The organism is Streptomyces sp. NPDC104202, assembly GCF_055584185.1.
Map to the genome: position 1 here is coordinate 18,916 of NZ_JBVJMN010000025.1, position 15,801 is coordinate 34,716.

The 15,801-nt window shown below is 73.9% G+C and carries 13 protein-coding genes; 8 read left to right on the forward strand and 5 right to left on the reverse strand.

Annotation, left to right across the window (positions count from 1 at the left end; genetic code table 11):
• Window positions 1-4: 4 nt before the first annotated feature.
• Together ACZ60W_RS17965 and ACZ60W_RS17970 are read right to left on the reverse strand one after the other, a co-directional pair.
• Complete coding sequence (locus ACZ60W_RS17965; protein ID WP_469756281.1) at window positions 5-691, reverse strand: DUF6000 family protein; 687 nt, start codon at window positions 689-691, stop codon at window positions 5-7.
• A gap of 53 nt (window positions 692-744) precedes the next feature.
• Entirely contained in the window at window positions 745-1,869 is a 1,125-nt protein-coding gene (locus ACZ60W_RS17970; protein WP_469756282.1) for a pyridoxal-phosphate dependent enzyme, read from the reverse strand.
• Between the two features lie 227 nt (window positions 1,870-2,096).
• On the opposite strand from ACZ60W_RS17970, the gene ACZ60W_RS17975 reads away from it, so the two are divergent.
• Window positions 2,097-3,170, forward strand: coding sequence for a DUF4190 domain-containing protein (locus ACZ60W_RS17975; RefSeq protein ID WP_469756283.1), 1,074 nt, complete (start codon window positions 2,097-2,099; stop codon window positions 3,168-3,170).
• Window positions 3,171-3,247: 77 nt separating this feature from the next.
• Here ACZ60W_RS17975 and ACZ60W_RS17980 read toward each other — a convergent pair whose 3' ends face one another.
• Entirely contained in the window at window positions 3,248-4,579 is a 1,332-nt protein-coding gene (locus ACZ60W_RS17980; protein WP_469756284.1) for a glycoside hydrolase family 18 protein, read from the reverse strand.
• A 242-nt stretch (window positions 4,580-4,821) separates the two neighbouring features.
• Here ACZ60W_RS17980 and ACZ60W_RS17985 point away from each other — a divergent pair, with 242 nt between their 5' ends.
• The 6 genes from ACZ60W_RS17985 to ACZ60W_RS18010 all read left to right on the forward strand — a co-directional run bounded on the left by ACZ60W_RS17985 (window position 4,822) and on the right by ACZ60W_RS18010 (window position 11,716).
• On the forward strand, window positions 4,822-5,574 hold the full coding sequence (locus ACZ60W_RS17985) for a GntR family transcriptional regulator (protein ID WP_469756285.1): 753 nt from the start codon (window positions 4,822-4,824) through the stop codon (window positions 5,572-5,574).
• A gap of 216 nt (window positions 5,575-5,790) precedes the next feature.
• Window positions 5,791-7,503: a purine-cytosine permease family protein gene (locus tag ACZ60W_RS17990; protein ID WP_469756286.1), complete on the forward strand. Its 1,713-nt coding sequence runs from the start codon at window positions 5,791-5,793 to the stop codon at window positions 7,501-7,503.
• A 169-nt stretch (window positions 7,504-7,672) separates the two neighbouring features.
• Window positions 7,673-7,852, forward strand: coding sequence for an SPOR domain-containing protein (locus ACZ60W_RS17995; RefSeq protein WP_366308607.1), 180 nt, complete (start codon window positions 7,673-7,675; stop codon window positions 7,850-7,852).
• 175 nt (window positions 7,853-8,027) lie between these two features.
• Window positions 8,028-8,435, forward strand: coding sequence for a (deoxy)nucleoside triphosphate pyrophosphohydrolase (locus tag ACZ60W_RS18000; protein ID WP_469756345.1), 408 nt, complete (start codon window positions 8,028-8,030; stop codon window positions 8,433-8,435).
• Window positions 8,436-8,578: 143 nt separating this feature from the next.
• Complete coding sequence (locus tag ACZ60W_RS18005) at window positions 8,579-9,001, forward strand: ATP-binding protein (RefSeq protein ID WP_469756287.1); 423 nt, start codon at window positions 8,579-8,581, stop codon at window positions 8,999-9,001.
• Between the two features lie 144 nt (window positions 9,002-9,145).
• Window positions 9,146-11,716, forward strand: a complete 2,571-nt coding sequence (locus tag ACZ60W_RS18010) for a SpoIIE family protein phosphatase (protein WP_469756288.1) — start codon at window positions 9,146-9,148, stop codon at window positions 11,714-11,716.
• 20 nt (window positions 11,717-11,736) lie between these two features.
• Here ACZ60W_RS18010 and ACZ60W_RS18015 read toward each other — a convergent pair whose 3' ends face one another.
• Entirely contained in the window at window positions 11,737-12,444 is a 708-nt protein-coding gene (locus ACZ60W_RS18015) for a PspA/IM30 family protein (RefSeq protein WP_469756289.1), read from the reverse strand.
• 53 nt (window positions 12,445-12,497) lie between these two features.
• Window positions 12,498-14,603 (reverse strand): TPM domain-containing protein, encoded by a 2,106-nt coding sequence (locus tag ACZ60W_RS18020; protein WP_469756290.1) that lies wholly within the window; start codon window positions 14,601-14,603, stop codon window positions 12,498-12,500.
• A 134-nt stretch (window positions 14,604-14,737) separates the two neighbouring features.
• Here ACZ60W_RS18020 and ACZ60W_RS18025 point away from each other — a divergent pair, with 134 nt between their 5' ends.
• Window positions 14,738-15,757, forward strand: a complete 1,020-nt coding sequence (locus ACZ60W_RS18025; protein ID WP_469756291.1) for a glycoside hydrolase family 18 protein — start codon at window positions 14,738-14,740, stop codon at window positions 15,755-15,757.
• The last annotated feature ends 44 nt before the right edge of the window (window positions 15,758-15,801 follow it).

Below are 15,801 nucleotides of genomic sequence, written 5' to 3' on the forward strand. Positions count from 1 at the left end.
GGTCTCAGGGACGGGTCCAGCCGTCCACGACGTCGCACTGGAGGTCGGCCCACGCACGCAGACGCTCCGGCGCCAGTGAGGAGGCGTCGGAGCCGGCCCGCTCCCCGACCCAGGTGTCCCACGGGCCACCGGGGGCGACGATCCGGTCGGCGTACGCCGTCCCGAGTTCCGCGTCGAGCCGGAGCAGGGCCCCGAGGGCCGAGGGCTGGTCGTGGTCGAGATCGGGCCGGGCCAGGTGGCGGTCCAGAGAGGCGACGAGGATCTCGGCGTCCGCGCGGGTGCCGAGTCGGGCGAGGGCGAAGCAGTACCCCGAGCCCGCGAAGCAGACCTCGCTCTCCAGGAGCAGGGCGCCGATCCGCTCGCGGTACGAGGCCCGGCGGTCCAGTCCGATCAGCCAGGCCGCCGTGAGCCGTGACCGCCATTCGTAGCCGAGCAGCGCGTCCAGCTCGGCGTCGGTGATCGCCGCCGCGTCCCGGAGGATCCGGCGGACGAAGCGGCGGCTCGGCCCCGCGCGCCCGGGGTACGTGGCCGAGCCGATCTCCAGGTAGCGCGGCATGCCCCAGTACGTCGCCTTCACGTACCGCCTCACGACGTGGCCCATGCCGATGTCGCGCGGGTCGCACAGGGTCATGCGGCCGGTGCCGCCCGCCGCGTGGGCTGCGAGCCCCGTCATCTGCCGGCGTTCGTCCATGGAGGCAGTCTGCCGGAGGCGGCCGCGCGCGGGGAGGTGTGGGGCCACCGGTTTCAGGGGGCCAGGCCCGTCTTGGCACCCGCCCCGCAGAGGGGGACGACGGTGAGGCCGGGCCGCGGCGGCGCGCTGCGGACGGCGGCCCAGCAGGCGACGCCGGTGGGCTCGACGAAGAGGCCGCGGCCGGCCAGGTCGCGCTGGGCGGCGCGGATCGCGTCCTCGTCGACGGTGAGGAAGGTGCCGCCGTTGTCGCGCACCGCGCGGAGGATCCGCCGGGCGCGCGGCGGGGCCGTGATGGCGATGCCCTCGGCCAGGGTGGGGCGCGCGGCGGCCGGGGCGGCGAGGTCGTCGGCGCCGGCGTGGAAGGCGGCGGCCAGGGGCGAGACGGCCCGGGCCTGGACGGCGACGAGCGCGGGGCGGGTCTCGACGAGGCCGTGGCGGTGGAGTTCGTCGACGGCGAGGGCGGCACCGAGGAGGAGGGTGCCGTTGCCGACGGGGACGACGATCGTGTCGGGGAGCCGGCCGCCGAGCTCCTCCCAGAGTTCGTAGACGTAGGTCTTGGTGCCGTGGAGGAAGTGCGGGTCGTAGACGTGCGAGGCGTAGTGGGTGCCGGGCTCGTCGGCCGCGGCCCGGGCCGCCGCGGCCGTGGCCTCCCGGTCGCCGGGGACCTCGACGATCCGGGCGCCGTGGGCGCGGATCTGCTCCGCCTTCTTGGGGGACGTGCCCTCGGGGACGTACACGACGGCGTCCAGCCCGGCCCGCGCCGCGTAGGCGGCGACCGCCGTGCCCGCGTTGCCGCTGCTGTCGGCGACGACGCGTTCCAGGACCCCGGCGCGGGCCAGTCCGAGGGCACGGGCGGCGAGGACGACGGCGCCGCGGTCCTTGAAGGACAGGGTCGGCATGAGGAAGTCGAGCTTGGCCGAGACCGACGCGGTGAGGGGGACCAGCGGTGTGCGGCCCTCCCCGAGCGTCACCTCCGGGGCGAGCGGCATCGGGGGCAGTGCTTCCGTGTAGCGCCACAGGGAATTCACACGTGACGGGAGTGCGGTGAGGGGGACCGGTCGACTCTCGAAGTCGAGGTCCCAGGGGCCCCGGCACGTGGGACAGCACCAGGTGAGCGCGGACGTGGGCGAGTGGACCTGACAGCGGGAGCACACGAAGGACGTCATGCCGCCCAGCATGGCCCGGGACGGCCCGCGTCGGCGTGCCCCCGCCCTGTGCGCCCCGCCCGACCGGCGGTTCTCCTCGGCCACGTACGATGCGCGCCCGATCGTTTGTTCGCGCCGCCGCCCCGAAACAGGAGCCCGTACCCGTGGAGCCGACCCCGCCGAACCCGCCGACCCCGTCCCCCGAGGGAGGCCCGCAGCCGCGGGGATGGCCCGCCCCGGGCCCGTACACCTCACCGGGGATGCCCTACGCGCCGTACGGGCGGCCCGGCATACCCGGCCCCGGCGGCTACGGGCAGCCGCCGCGCCGCACGACCAACGGCCTCGCCGTCGGCTCCCTCGTCTCCGGCATCGTCTGCTGCCTCCCGCCCCTCGGCCTGGTCCTCGGGCTCGTGGCCCTGCCGCAGATCAGGAAGCGGGACCAGGCGGGCCGGGGCTTCGCGATCACGGGGATCGCCCTCTCCTCCCTGAGCTGCCTGCTGCTCGTCCTGGGCCTCGTGACCGGCGGATTCAGCTCGGCGTGGGACGGGTTCAAGGAGAACGTGGACGAGGCGTCCCGCACCAAGTCGCCCGGATCGCTGCGCACCGGGCAGTGCTTCGCGGACGACGACAAGAAGGCGGAGTACGCGACGGAGGTCGAGGTCGTCGACTGCGCCCTGCCGCACGACGGCGAGGTCACCGGCCGCTTCAAGGTCACCGGCTTCACGAAGTGGCCGGGCGACGACGCGGTCGACGAGCAGGCCGAGAAGCGCTGCGACACGGTCAACGCGGCCTACGCGATGGACACCTGGGCCGTCCCCAGGGACGTCTGGACCTACTACTACCTGCCCAGCAAGGAGAGCTGGCGGCTCGGCGACCGCTTCGTGATCTGCGCCTACGCCAGCGAGGGCGAGGCGTACAAGGGCTCGGTCCGCGCCGACGCGTCCACCCTGACCCTGGACCAGGCGTCCTTCCTCCGGGTCGTCAACCCGATCGAGACGGCCGTCTACGCGGAGCCGGAGGAGGACCCGGACGAGGACTTCGCGGCCAACAAGGCGTGGGCGGGGAAGGTGCTGCAGGCGATCGACGGGGCGCGCGCGGGGCTCAGGGCGCAGTCCTGGCCCGGCGCCTCCACGGCCCCGGTCGCCGCGCTGGGCAGGACGCTGGACGCGGCTTCCGCGGACTTCGGCAAGCTGGCGCGGGCGGCCGACGCGGACGCCTACTGGGCCGCGTACGACGCCGCCTGGGAGGCACTGCCGGAGAACCTCGGCGCGGAGGCGCGCGGCTCCCTGGGCCTCACGGCCGCCCTGCCGGCGCGGGACGGCGCCTCGGCCTGAGCCCCGCCGCGCCCACGACGGCGCTCGCGCCGGCAGGCGGTGCGGGGCACGGCCCCGCACCGCCTGCCCGGCCGGGCCTAGCGGCGGGTCAGCCCGCGGTCGATCGCGGTGATCAGCTCGCCGTTCGCGGTGTCCCCGTCGAGGGACCAGACCATGGCGCCGCCGAGCCCGTGCCGGCGGACGTAGGACGCCTTGGTGCGCAGCACGGTCGGGTCGTCGTACGTCCACAGCGTGGTGCCGTCGAAGAGCCATGCGTGGCCGTTGCGCTCGCCGCGGTACAGCTTGTACGTCCCCGAGTCGGCCAGCGCCTTCAGGTACTTGTAGTCCTCCGAGCCGGCCGTCCAGGTCGCGGGGGCGGGCCCGGTCGCGGGCTGCCCGAGGCCGTCGCCGCCGCCGGTGACGCCGGTCCAGCCCTGACCGTAGAACGGCATGCCGACCACGAGCTTGTGGGCGGGGGCCCCGCGCCGCAGCCAGGCATCGACGGTCTGGTCGACGCTGAAGTCGTTCTTCGCGAAGAGCGCCGACTGCTGGGCGGTGGTCTTCTCGCCGGAGACGTGGAAGTCGTAGCCCTGGAGGTTCACGAAGTCGAAGTCCCGCATGATCCTGGCGACTTCGAAGCCCGCGTCGATCTTGGCGGGCGCGGTGGGGACGTAGGCGCTGAGGTCGTAGTGCCTGCGCTGCGGGAGCGAGCGCCCGTAGGCGTCGAGCTGCGTGCGGAACTCGCGGACGAGCTTGGTGAAGTTGGGCTTGTCCTCGGGGCGGATCACGTTCCCGGGGGCGCCCTCCGAACCGGGCCACTCCCAGTCCAGGTCGACGCCGTCGAAGACGCCGGCGGCGGCACCCGCGCCGCCCCGGGCGCCGTCGGCCGGCAGGTTGCCCTTGATGTACGTGTCGATGCAGGAGGCGACGAGGGCCTTGCGGCCGGCGTCGGTGCGCACCGCGTCGGAGAAGTGCGCGGAGCCGGTCCAGCCGCCGAGCGAGATCATGACCTTGAGGCCGGGGTGCTTCGCCTTGAGCTCGCGCAGCTGGTTGAAGTTGCCGGCGAGGCGCTGCTCGGCCGTGTCGGCCACGCCGTCCACGGAGTTGGCGGCGTCGACCGGGCGCACGTAGTCGGCCCACGGGTCGGAGCCCGGCGCGTTGCCCATGAGGCACTTGCCGTCCGAACCGATGACGCCGAAGGCGTAGTTGATGTGGCTGAGCTTGCCGGCGGTGCCGCTCTGCTCCAGGTCCTTGACCTGGAAGTTCCGGCCGTAGATGCCCCATTGGGTGAAGTAGCCGACGCGCTTGAGGGCGGGCGTGTGCGCGGAGGGCTGGTGCGCGTCCGCGGTGGGGGCCAGGGTGGCGAGGAGGCCGAGGGTGGCGGCGGCGGCCGCGCCGAAGGTCAGCTTGGTCATGGCTCTGGGACGCATGGGCTCGTTCCTGTGCGAGGCGGGATGGAGCGTGCGGGAGTGGTCCGAGGGGTTCAGGCAGGAACGTATTGGTCTGTACCAATGAGGTCAAGGGGTTCGGCGGCGCCTATCCGGGGTGACCTCGGGGGGCAAGGGTGCGGACCGCGCTGTCATCACTTCGGGTGAAACTCTGGCCCATGCTTGCGGATCGCGACCGTGGGTTGTCACGCTGTAGCTGTCAGTCAACCTGAGGGGAGTGTCCAGTGACGTTCGGTGAGCAGCCCGCCTATCTGCGCGTGGCGAGCGATCTGCGGGAGAAGATCGCCAACGGCTCGCTCCCCCCGCATACCCGTCTTCCCTCGCAGGCACGCATCCGCGAGGAGTACGGGGTGTCGGACACCGTCGCGCTGGAGGCCCGCAAGGTGCTCATGGCCGAGGGGCTCGTGGAGGGACGCTCGGGCTCGGGGACGTACGTGCGGGAGCGCCCGGTGCCGCGCCGGATCGCCCGCTCCGGATACCGCCCGGCGGCCGGCGCCACCCCGTTCCGCCAGGAGCAGGCCGCGGAGGGGGCCCGCGGCACCTGGGAGTCCCACAGCGAGCAGGAGCCGGCGAGCGCCGAGGTCGCCGAGCGGCTCGGCATCGACCCGGGGGAGCGGGTCATGCGCACCCGGTACGTGTACCGGGACGGAGGCGAGCCGATGATGGTCTCCACCTCCTGGGAGCCCCTCGCCGTCACCGGCCGGACGCCGGTGATGCTGCCCGAGGAGGGCCCGCTGGGCGGCTGCGGCGTCGTCGAGCGGATGGCCGCCATCGACGTGGTCGTGGACAACGTGGCGGAGGAGGTCGGGGCCCGGCCCGGCCTCGCCGAGGAGCTCCTCGCGCTCGGCGGGGTCCCGGGACACGTGGTGATGGTGGTCGAGCGGACGTACTACGCGTCGGGGCGGGCCGTGGAGACGGCGGACGTGGTGGTCCCCGCCGACCGCTACCGCATCGCCTACCACCTGCCGGTCCGCTGACCGCCGGTCCGCCCGGTCCGCCCGGGCCCGCCCCGCCCGGGCCCGCCGGGGGCGGCGGACCGCTCAGCGGGGCCGGCCGTCCGGCGCGCGTGACGCGGAGTTAACGGGGCGTCAGCCCGCGTAACCGCGCGGCAACCCCTCGCCTACGACAGGCGTCATCCCGGGCTCCTAACTTCCTGGCCGTACCCGCGAACCGGTCGGACGACAGGAACCCCCATGACGGAAACGGTCACCCCGCCCACCCCGGAGCCGGGAGCGGTCGCGCCGCCCCCCGCGCCCGGCCGCAGCTACGCGCGACTGGCGGCGGACGAGAGCCGCGAGGACTACTCGCTGCGCTACGCCCCGCACTCCTTCCGGCGCTGGTCGCCCGCGACCGTGGCCGGTACCGCCCTCGGCGGCATCGCCTACCTCGCCGACTTCGCCATCGGCGCCTCGATCGTCTTCACCTACGGCTTCGGCAGCGGCCTGGCGTCGATCCTCACCGCCGCCACCCTGATCTTCCTCACCGGCATCCCCATCGCCCGGGCCTGCGCGACGTACGGCCTGGACATGGACCTCGTCACCCGCGGCGCCGGCTTCGGCTACTTCGGCTCCACCCTCACCTCGCTCATCTACGCCTCCTTCACCTTCATCTTCTTCGCCCTCGAAGGCTCGATCATGGCCCAGGCCATGCACCAGGCCGTGGGTCTGCCGGTCGAGATCGGCTATCTCGTCACCACGCTGATCGTCATCCCGATCGTCTTCCGCGGCATGGGCGCCCTGGCCAAGGTGCAGGCGTGGACCCAGCCGATCTGGCTCGTCGGTCTGGTGCTGCCCTTCGTCGTCCTGGCCTTCGAGGCCCCCGACGCCTGGGGCGCCTTCACCTCCTTCGGCGGTACGGAGGGCGCCGGCGCGGGCTTCTCGTGGATCGGCTTCGGCCTCGGCACGGGCGTCGCCCTCTCGCTGATCGCCCAGATCGGCGAGCAGGCCGACTACCTGCGCTTCATGCCCGCGAAGACCGCGGCGAACAGGCGGCGCTGGAACCTCGCCGTGCTGGCCGCCGGTCCCGGCTGGGTGGTCATCGGCGCCGCCAAGCAGCTCGGCGGCGCGCTCCTCGCCTTCGTCGCCCTGGAGGCCGTCGGCACCACCCACGCGCTGGAACCGATCGCCCCGCAGATCGAGGCGCTCCGGCCCTGGCTGGGCTCCTTCGCGCTGCCCGCCGCCGCGCTGTTCGTGATCGTCTCCCAGATCAAGATCAACGTCACCAACGCCTACAGCGGCTCGCTGTCCTGGTCGAACTTCTTCTCCCGCGTCACCCACCGGCACCCCGGACGCGTCTGGTACATCTTCCTCAACCTCGCCATCGCGCTGACGCTGATGGAGATGAACATGTTCGCGGCGCTGAACAAGCTGCTGGGGTTCTACTCCAACGTCGGCATCGCCTGGATCGCGGCCGTCGCGGCCGACCTCGTCGTCAACAAGCGGGCCGGCTGGAGCCCGCCGTACATCGAGTTCAAGCGCGCCTACCTGTACGCCGTGAACCCGGCGGGCTTCGGCGCCATGGTCGTCGCCTCCACCGTCTCGATCCTCGCCTTCTTCGGGCTCTTCGGCACGTACGCGCAGGCGTTCTCCACCTTCATCGCCGCCGGACTCGCCGTCGTCCTCTGCCCGCTGATCGCCTGGGCGACCAAGGGGCGCTACTACCTGGCCCGTCCCAACACCGTGAACGGTCCGACGGTCGAGGTCGCCGACGAGCGGGCGACGCACCTCTGCGCGGTCTGCGAGACCGCCTACGAGCTGCCCGACATCGCCGACTGCCCGGTGCAGGCCGGGCCGATCTGCTCCCTGTGCTGCTCGCTCGACGCCGCGTGCGGCGACGTCTGCCGCAAGGATCCGCAGAGTACGGGCGGTCCCGTGCTCCTGCCGGTGCCGTCCGTCCCGCGGGCGTGACGCCCGGGGTGTGAGCTTCGGCCTCCTTCCGTCGGTTCCCGGCCGATCCGTATCTCTTTGTGAAAACACATATCCGCTGTGTGAAGGTCAGGCGTAAGCTCCGGCATATGCGGATTGCGGTTTCCCGGAGATCCAGGACGGCGCCCGGACCGGCGGAAGGAGAAGCCCGATGACCGACAGCGGCCCTCTCCTCCCGTGGCTCGTCATACGGCAGGACGACAACGGCAATCGCTACCGGGTGGGGCGGTACGCGACCAGGGACGAGGCCCAGAAGATCGCGGACAGCCTCGACGACCGCGGCCACAAGCAGCTCTACTGGGTCGAGCGCATCGGCACCCCGGCCCTCTGAGCCCGGCCGCCGCGGGCTCGCCGAACCCGGCCGCCGTCCGGCCCGGGCTACGCTCGCGCCCATGACGGAACGCACCACCGGCCCCGCCGAACCCCGGCGTGACGCGCCCCGCCCCGACGAGTCCCGCCCCGACGAGTCCCGCCACGACACCGCCCCCGACCGGGACCGCGACGTCGTGGTCGTCGCCGCGGGAGCCCTGTACGACGGGGGCCGGCTGCTGGCCGCGCGCCGCAGCGCTCCCGTCGAGCTCGCCGGCCGCTGGGAACTGCCCGGCGGCAAGCTCGAACCGGGGGAGAGCGGGGAGGAGGCCCTGGTCAGGGAGCTCCGCGAGGAGCTGGGCGTGGAGGTCGAACCCGGCGAACGCCTCCCGGGCGAGTGGCCGCTGAAGCCCGGATACGTCCTGCGGGTGTGGACCGCCCGTCTCCTCTCGGGCACGCCCCGCCCGCTGGAGGACCACGACGAGCTGCGCTGGCTCGCCCGGCACGAGCTGGACACGGTCGACTGGCTCGACCAGGACCGGCCCGCCGTCGCCGAGGCAGGGCTCAGGCTGCCGCATGCGCCCCTCGACGGAGCGCGTGGCTGACTCTCTACGCCGTTCGTGCCACCGTGCGCCCGCCGCTGCCCCCGGCACGATATCCCGCCCCGAATATCGGGTATGTCCAGATTGATCCCTTGAAAGAGGATGCGGGTCGGCCTGCTGACGCACAGCTGGGGAAGTGATCGGGTGTGATCGACACCGACGGCGACCGCGCCGAGTGGAACTTCCCCGCGGAGGCGAACGCCGTGCGCACGGCCCGCCACGCGGTGCGCGAGACCCTGCGGGCATGGAAGCTCGACGCGGCCGTCGGTGATGTGACCGTTCTGCTGGTCAGCGAGCTGGTGACCAACTCGCTGCGGTACGCCTCCGGCCCGATCGGGGTCCGGCTCGTCCGGATCGGCCCCGACGGCGCCGGCCCGGACCACGGCCCGGCCCTGCTGGTGGAGGTCTCCGATCCGCTTCCGGATCCGCCGACCGCGCGCCCCTCGGGACCGGAGGACGAAGGGGGCCGCGGTCTGGGCCTCGTGGCCTGTTCCGCGCGGCGCTGGGGGACCCGTAAAGGAAGGACGGGCAAAACCGTATGGTTCGAGCTGGCTCTCCCTGGTGAGTAAACAGGGTGGGACAACGATCACCGGTACTCGGCACGGGACGACCGAGACCACCCTGTGATCGGGAACGTCGTGCCGTCGGGGCCCGCCGTATTGAATACTGCGGGCATGGCCGATCCGGTGCGGTGAGCTGGAGGGGACGGTCGCGTGAGCGAGATATCCGAGACGGCGAGCGGCGGCGTCGTGTGGCAGAGCAGCCCGCCCGGCTCGATCTATGACTACATCCGGGTCGCCTCCTTCTCGATCGGGCCCGACGGCCTCGTCGAGCAGTGGAGCCGGCGGGCCGTGGACCTCTTCGGGGTGACCGCCGCGGAGGCGATGGGCAAGGACCCCGTCGAGGTCTTCATGCCCGCCGACCTGCGCGAGCGCGGGCACCGGAGGGTCAAGGAGATCCTCGACGGCAAGGAGTGGACGGGACTCGTCCCCTTCCGTCTGCCCGGGGAGGAACGTCCCCACGGCATCGCCGAGATGTACGTGATGCCGAGCGAGACCCCCACCGGGGAACGGGCCGCGCTGTGCATCGTCGTCGACGTGCGGGCCCTGCGCCGCATCGAGACGGACCTCGCCGCCTCCCAGGCGATATTCGGCCAATCTCCCTTCGGCTTCCTCCTCTTCGGCACGGACCTCACCGTGAAGCGGGCCAACCGGCGCTTCGCCACCGTCTTCGGCGGCTCCGCCGACGACCACCGCGGCCGCACCGTCCACGACTACCTCACCCGCCCCGAGGCCGACCGGATGACCGGCGCCCTCCAGCGGGTCCTGGACACCGGGGAGTCCGTCACCGACTTCCAGATCGTCGGCGCCGCGCCCGGCGCCCGGGACCGCCGCCACTGGTCCATCAACCTCTACCGCGTCCACAGCGGCTCCGGCCGGCCCATCGGCGTCGCCGGCCTCGGCATCGACGTCACCCGCCGCCACAACGCGGCCAGGGAGGCCGCCAGCGCCCGCCGCAACCTCGCCCTCCTCAACGAGGCGGGAGCCCGCATCGGCAACTCCCTCGACCTGGAGGCCACCGCCCGCGAACTGCTCGACGTCGCCGTCCCCGGCTTCTGCGACCTCGCCTCCGTCGACCTCTACCAGGGGCTGCTGACCGGCGACGAGGCCCCGCCCGGCCGGTGGGGCAGCTCCCACGACGTCGGCTACGGGGCGGGCAGCGCCGAACTCCGCCGGGTCGCCTTCGCCAGCGCCGTCTCCGACACCCCCCTCAGGAGCGACGAGGGCCACGCCGCCGACAGCGGCTGCTGCGGCCCCGTGCCCATCGAGGTCGGAGCCGTCCACCGCTATCCGTTCAACTCGCCCTGCGCCGGGGCCCTGCGCACCGGCCGCATCCGGACGGTCCCGGGCGTCGACGGCGAACTCGTCCAGTCCACCCTGGTCGTCCCGATGGTCGCCCACGACATCGTCGTCGGCCTCGTCCAGTTCTCCCGCACCAAGGGCAGCGAACCCTTCGGCGAACGCGACCGGGCCCTCGCCGTCGAACTCGCCGCCCGCGCCGCCGTCTGCATCGACAACGCCCGCCTTTACCGCCGCGAGCACGAACGGGCCCTCATCCTCCAGCGCAGCCTCCTGCCTCCCGGCGACCCCGAGGCGGCCGGCCTCGACATCGCCTGCCGCTACCTCCCCGGCACCGCCGCCACCGAGGTCGGCGGCGACTGGTTCGACGTCATCGAACTCCCCGGCCACCGCACCGCCCTCGTCATCGGGGACGTCATGGGCCGCGGCCTGCGCGCCGCCGTCGCCATGGGAGAACTGCGCACCGCCGTCCGCACCCTCGCCCAGCTCGACCTGGAGCCGGCCGAGGTCCTCTCCCACCTCGACGAGATCGCCCGCGGCCTCGGCGCCCCCATCGGCACCCAGCAGTCCCGCACCCAGAAGTCCCGCGGCCCCGAACTCTCCGAGGTCTACCTCGCCACCTGCGTCTACGCCGTCTACGACGCCGTCACCCGCCGCTGCACCTTCGCCAACGCCGGACACCTCCCGCCGGTGCTCGTCGAACCCGGCGAGGAGGCCCTGCTGCTCGACGTGCCCCCCGGGATGCCGCTCGGCGTCGGCGGCGAGCCCTTCGAGGAGGTCGAGGTCGAACTCCCCGAGGGCGCCCTGCTCGCCCTCTACACCGACGGCCTCGTCGAGTCCCGCGACCACCCGCTCGACGAGGGCCTCAGCGCCTTCCGCCGGGCCCTCACGGACCCGGCCCGGCCGCTGGAGGACGTCTGCGACCGCGTCCTCAGCAGCCTGAACACCGGACACGGCGAGGACGACATCGCCCTCCTCATGGCCCGGATCCAGGGACTGCCCAGCGAGGCGGTCGGCGACTGGCAGCTGCCCAGGGAACCCCGCTCGGTCGGCCGGGCCCGCGAGCTGGCCCGCGCCCAGCTGGCGGCCTGGGACCTCGAACCGCTCGTCGACACGGTCGAACTCCTCGTCAGCGAGCTCGTCACCAACGCCCTGCGGTACGGCGAGGGCGAGATCAGGCTGCGGCTGCTCCGCGACCGCACGCTCGTCTGCGAGGTCTGGGACGCCGGGCTGGTCCAGCCCAGGCGCCGTCGTGCCCGGGACACCGACGAGGGCGGCCGCGGCCTCCAGCTCGTCGGCCTGCTCTCCTCCTCCTGGGGATCGCGCCGCACCCCGCGCGGCAAGACCGTCTGGTTCGAACTGGCCCTGCCGGACGGCGAGGACGCGGCCGAGCCCACCGTGGAACAGCTCCTCAGCATGTTCTGACCGGCGCCGGCGCCCGGGGGTCAGCCCTTGAGCGCCGCCAGCCGGGCCTCGATCTCGGCGCTGTCGCCGAGCGCGTCCAGCTGCTCGAACTGGGCGTCCAGGGAGGAGGCGGCGAGCTCCTGCTTGCCCAGCGCCCGCGCCTCCTCCCGGCGCACCTTGTCCTCGAAGCGGTTCAGCTCGCTCGTCGGGTCCAGCACGTCGACGCTCTTCACCGCGTCCATCATGCGGTTCTGCGCCCGGGCCGAGGTGGCGCGGGCCACCAGCTCGTCGCGCTTGGCCTGCAGCTCGCCCAGCTTGGCCTTCATCCGGTCGAGGCCGGTCCGCAGCTTGGCGACCACCTCGGTCTGCGCGGCGATCGTCGGCTCCGCCGTCCGCGCCTCCTTCTCCGACTGGAGCTGGCGGCCCAGCGCGACCTTCGCCAGGTTGTCGAACCGGTCCGCCTCCGCCGTCTGTCCGCCGCCGCGCAGCTCGTCCGCCTTCCTGCTCGCGGCCAGCGCCTTGCCGCCCCACTCCGCGGCCGCCGCCACGTCCTCCTGGTGGTCCTGCTCCATCAGCCGGAGGTTGCCGATGGTCGCGGCCACCGCCTCCTCGGCCTCGGTGATGTTGTTCGAGTAGTCGCGGATCAGCTGGTCCAGCATCTTCTGCGGGTCCTCCGCCTGGTCCAGCAGGGCGTTGATGTTGGCCTTCGCCAGCTGGGTGACTCGGCCGAGGACGGTCTGCTTGCTCATGGCTCTTCTCCTTGGGAGGGACGGAAAGGGAATGGACACGGCGCGGACCGCCGTCAGAAGCGGCCGCCGCCGCCCAGCCGGCCGCGTGTGCCGCTGCCGCCGAAGCTGCCCGGACCGCCGCCCGGGCTCCCGCCCCCGAACCCCCCGCCGAAGCCCCCACCGAACCCCCCGTGTCCGCCGCCCCTGCCCCCGCCGAACAGCCCGCCGAGGATGATGCCGCCGAGGACCGCGCCGCCGAGCCCGCCGCCGGCGCCTCCCCCTCCTGATACACCGCCCATGCCGTTCGGGTTCCCGTAGGTGCGGACGTCCTGCTCGGCGAGCTCCTGCGCGCGGCGCGCGAGGGCGTCCGCCTGCCGGGCCTCCGCGAGCGCGGTCTGCGGGTCCCCGGCCCCGGCGAGCGCGTGCGCCTCGTTCCAGTGCCGCTGCGCCTCGGCCAGGCGGGTCCTGGCCTCGCTGCCCACAGCGCCCCGGTGCGTGGTGACGAAGTCGGAGGCGGCCCCGATCGCCGAGCGGGCCGTCAGCATCGCCTGATCCAGGAGCGCGCGGGCGCGCCGGGAACCCGACTCGCGCTCGCGCGCGCCCTCCAGCGCCTCGTCGAGCGCGGTGTCGGCCTCCTCGACCCGCCGCAGCGCGTCGATCGGGTCGTACCGGCCGGAGTCCACCGTCCGCCGCACCTCGCCGACCACCGACTCGGCCCGGGCGATCCGGCCCCGCAGATCGGCGGTGGACACCCCCTCGGCCGTTCCGTCCAGCAGTCCGCGGGCGTCCGCCAGGTCCGCGTCCGCCTCCGACAGCGCGCCGGGCAGCTTGCCCACCGCCTCGGCCAGGTCCTGCGCCCGCCGGTCCACCGCCTCGATCAGCCGGGTGGCCTGGTCCACGGCCCCCTCGGCCGCCCGGATGTGCACGGCGGCCCCGCCGTTGTCGCCGGCGTCGACCTGCCCGCGGGCCCGGTCGGCGTGGGCCGACGCGAAGACGAGCCGGTCCCTGGCCTGTTCGACGTCGCCGGCGACGGGGGAGGCGGCGGTCTCCGCGTACCGCGTGCGCATCGCGGTCAGCGCCGCCTCGGCCGTGCCCACCCGCCCCGTCTGCTCGCGGACGGCGGCCTCCACGGCGGCCAGCGCCTCGGGTGCGGTCCGCTCCAGGGCCCGGAGCCGGTCGAAGTCCTCGGTCTCGGCGTCGAGCCGGGCGTCCGCCTCGGCGCAGCGGCGGAGGATCTCCTCCAGCATGGCCCGGCGGGTCGCGTCGTCCTCGGGGAAGGCGTCGTCGAGCTTCTGGCGCAGCCGGAACGAGGCGGCCAGCTGCTCCTTGGCGAAGTCGACCGCCTCGGTGAAGGGGCGTACGGCCTCCTCGCCGAACTGGGCGGACGCGAAGCCCAGCTCCTCCTGGCTGGTGCGGACCGCGTCGTCGGTGGCGACCAGCGTCCGGCGCGCCTGGCCGTCGAGATCGGCGAGCGACGGCGGGGCGGGCTCCTGCGGGGCGCCCCAGCCCTGGCCGGCCTGCGGGGTGGTGCGGGTCCGGGCACGCCGGCGCCGCTTGGTGTACGCGTAGGCCGCCACGGCCCCCGCGCCGCCGACGAGCACCACCGGCAGGACCAGGTCGGAGGCGGAGGTGCCGTCGTCGGCCGCGGCACCGGGGTCGGCGGGGCCGGGCGTGAGGGAGGGGACGGGGACGGGCCGTCCGGCGAGCACGGCGCCGTAGCCGTCGGCGGCGCCGATGGCCGCGCCCGCCCAGTCGTTCTGCCGCAGCGCCGGTTCGATCGCGGTGCGGGCCACCTCGTCCAGCTGGGCCTGGGTGAGCCGGGCGTCGGGATCGGCGGAGTAGCCGTACAGCCGGTCGTGGGTGGCGACGGCGAGGAGGACGTCGTCGGTCCCCAGGCCGTTGCGCTCGGCGGTGGCGTCGGCCCAGCTCTGCCCGGTGCGGCCGGAGAAGTCGCGGACGTAGACGACGAAGAGCTGGATCCGCCGGTCGTCGTAGAGCCGGTCGAGGGCCTCGACCACCGCGGGGCGGCGGTCGCCGAGGGCGCCCACCCGGTCGGTGATCTGCCCGTCGCGGGACAGCGCGACGGGGTCGTCGGCGTGGGCACCGTGAACGGCGGGCACGAGGAGCCACCACGCCGCCACCAGTGCTGCGAGAAGGGCTCGGGTGGCTATTCGCGTCACAAGGTGGAGGTTATGTCCGGGTATGGGGTGTCGCGACCGGACGGAAACCGATCCCCGCCCCACGGCGTCACTGTCAGTGGCCGCCCGTACGGTGGTCTGCCGGTCACGTGACGAACGACCCCGGGGGGTTCAGCTTGGACGGACGGCTGCGCAGGTGGTGGCGGAAGGGACGCTGGTTCGTCCTCCCCCTCGTGCTGCTCCTCGTCGTGCCGCCGCTCTTCGGCGCCCTCGCCCTCCGCGTCGGCTACGCGGGCGACCCGAGGGACGACGCGAGGACCCGCGGCAGGGACGCCTTCTGGATCGGCCACGCCTGGGTCGACGGCCGGAAGGAGGACGCCGACCTCACGGCGCTCGCCGCCCGCCTCAAGGGCACCGGGATACGCGACCTGTACGTGCACGCCGGACCCCTGGAACACGACGGCACCCTGCCGGCCTCGGCCCACCCCCGGGCGAGGTGGCTGATCGACGGGGTGCACCGGACGATGCCGGGAATCCGCGTCCAGGCGTGGCTGGGCGACGTCCTGGCGACCGAGGGCCCGGTCGGGCTGCGCCTGGAGGACGCCGGGTCCCGGCGGGCGGTGGTGGGCTCGGCCCGGCAGGTCCTGGACGCGGGCTTCGACGGGGTCCACTTCGACCTGGAGCCGCTGCACTCCGGCGACCGGGACTACCTCTCCCTCCTCGACGACCTCGGACGGCTGACCCGCTCCCGCAAGGCCGCGCTCTCGGTCGCCGCCCACCAGATCGACCCGCTGCCCGGCGCCCACGCGGCCCTGGGCGCGGTCAGCGGCAGCGAGAAGTGGTGGTCGCAGGAGTTCTTCGGGGAGGTCGCCCGGCGCGTCGACCAGATCGCCGTCATGTCGTACGACACCTGGATGCCGCTGGAGAGCCTCTACGGCGGGTACGTCGCCCAGCAGACCGGCCTCGCCCTGGAGGTCACCCCGGAGTCGACCGACCTCCTGATGGGGCTCCCCTTCTTCCACGAGGACGACCTCGGCCACCACGAGAACGCGGAGACCGTCGCCGCGGCCGTCCGGGGCGCCCGGCTCGGCCTCGGCCGGACCGACCCGGGCCGCGAGCGCTTCGGACTCGCCCTCTACGTCGACTTCGCGGCGCGGGAGGAGGACTGGGCGGCCTACCGCGAGGGCTGGCACTGAACGGACCGCACCCCGGCCTCCGCGCCGGCGGGCGCAGGAGGAGG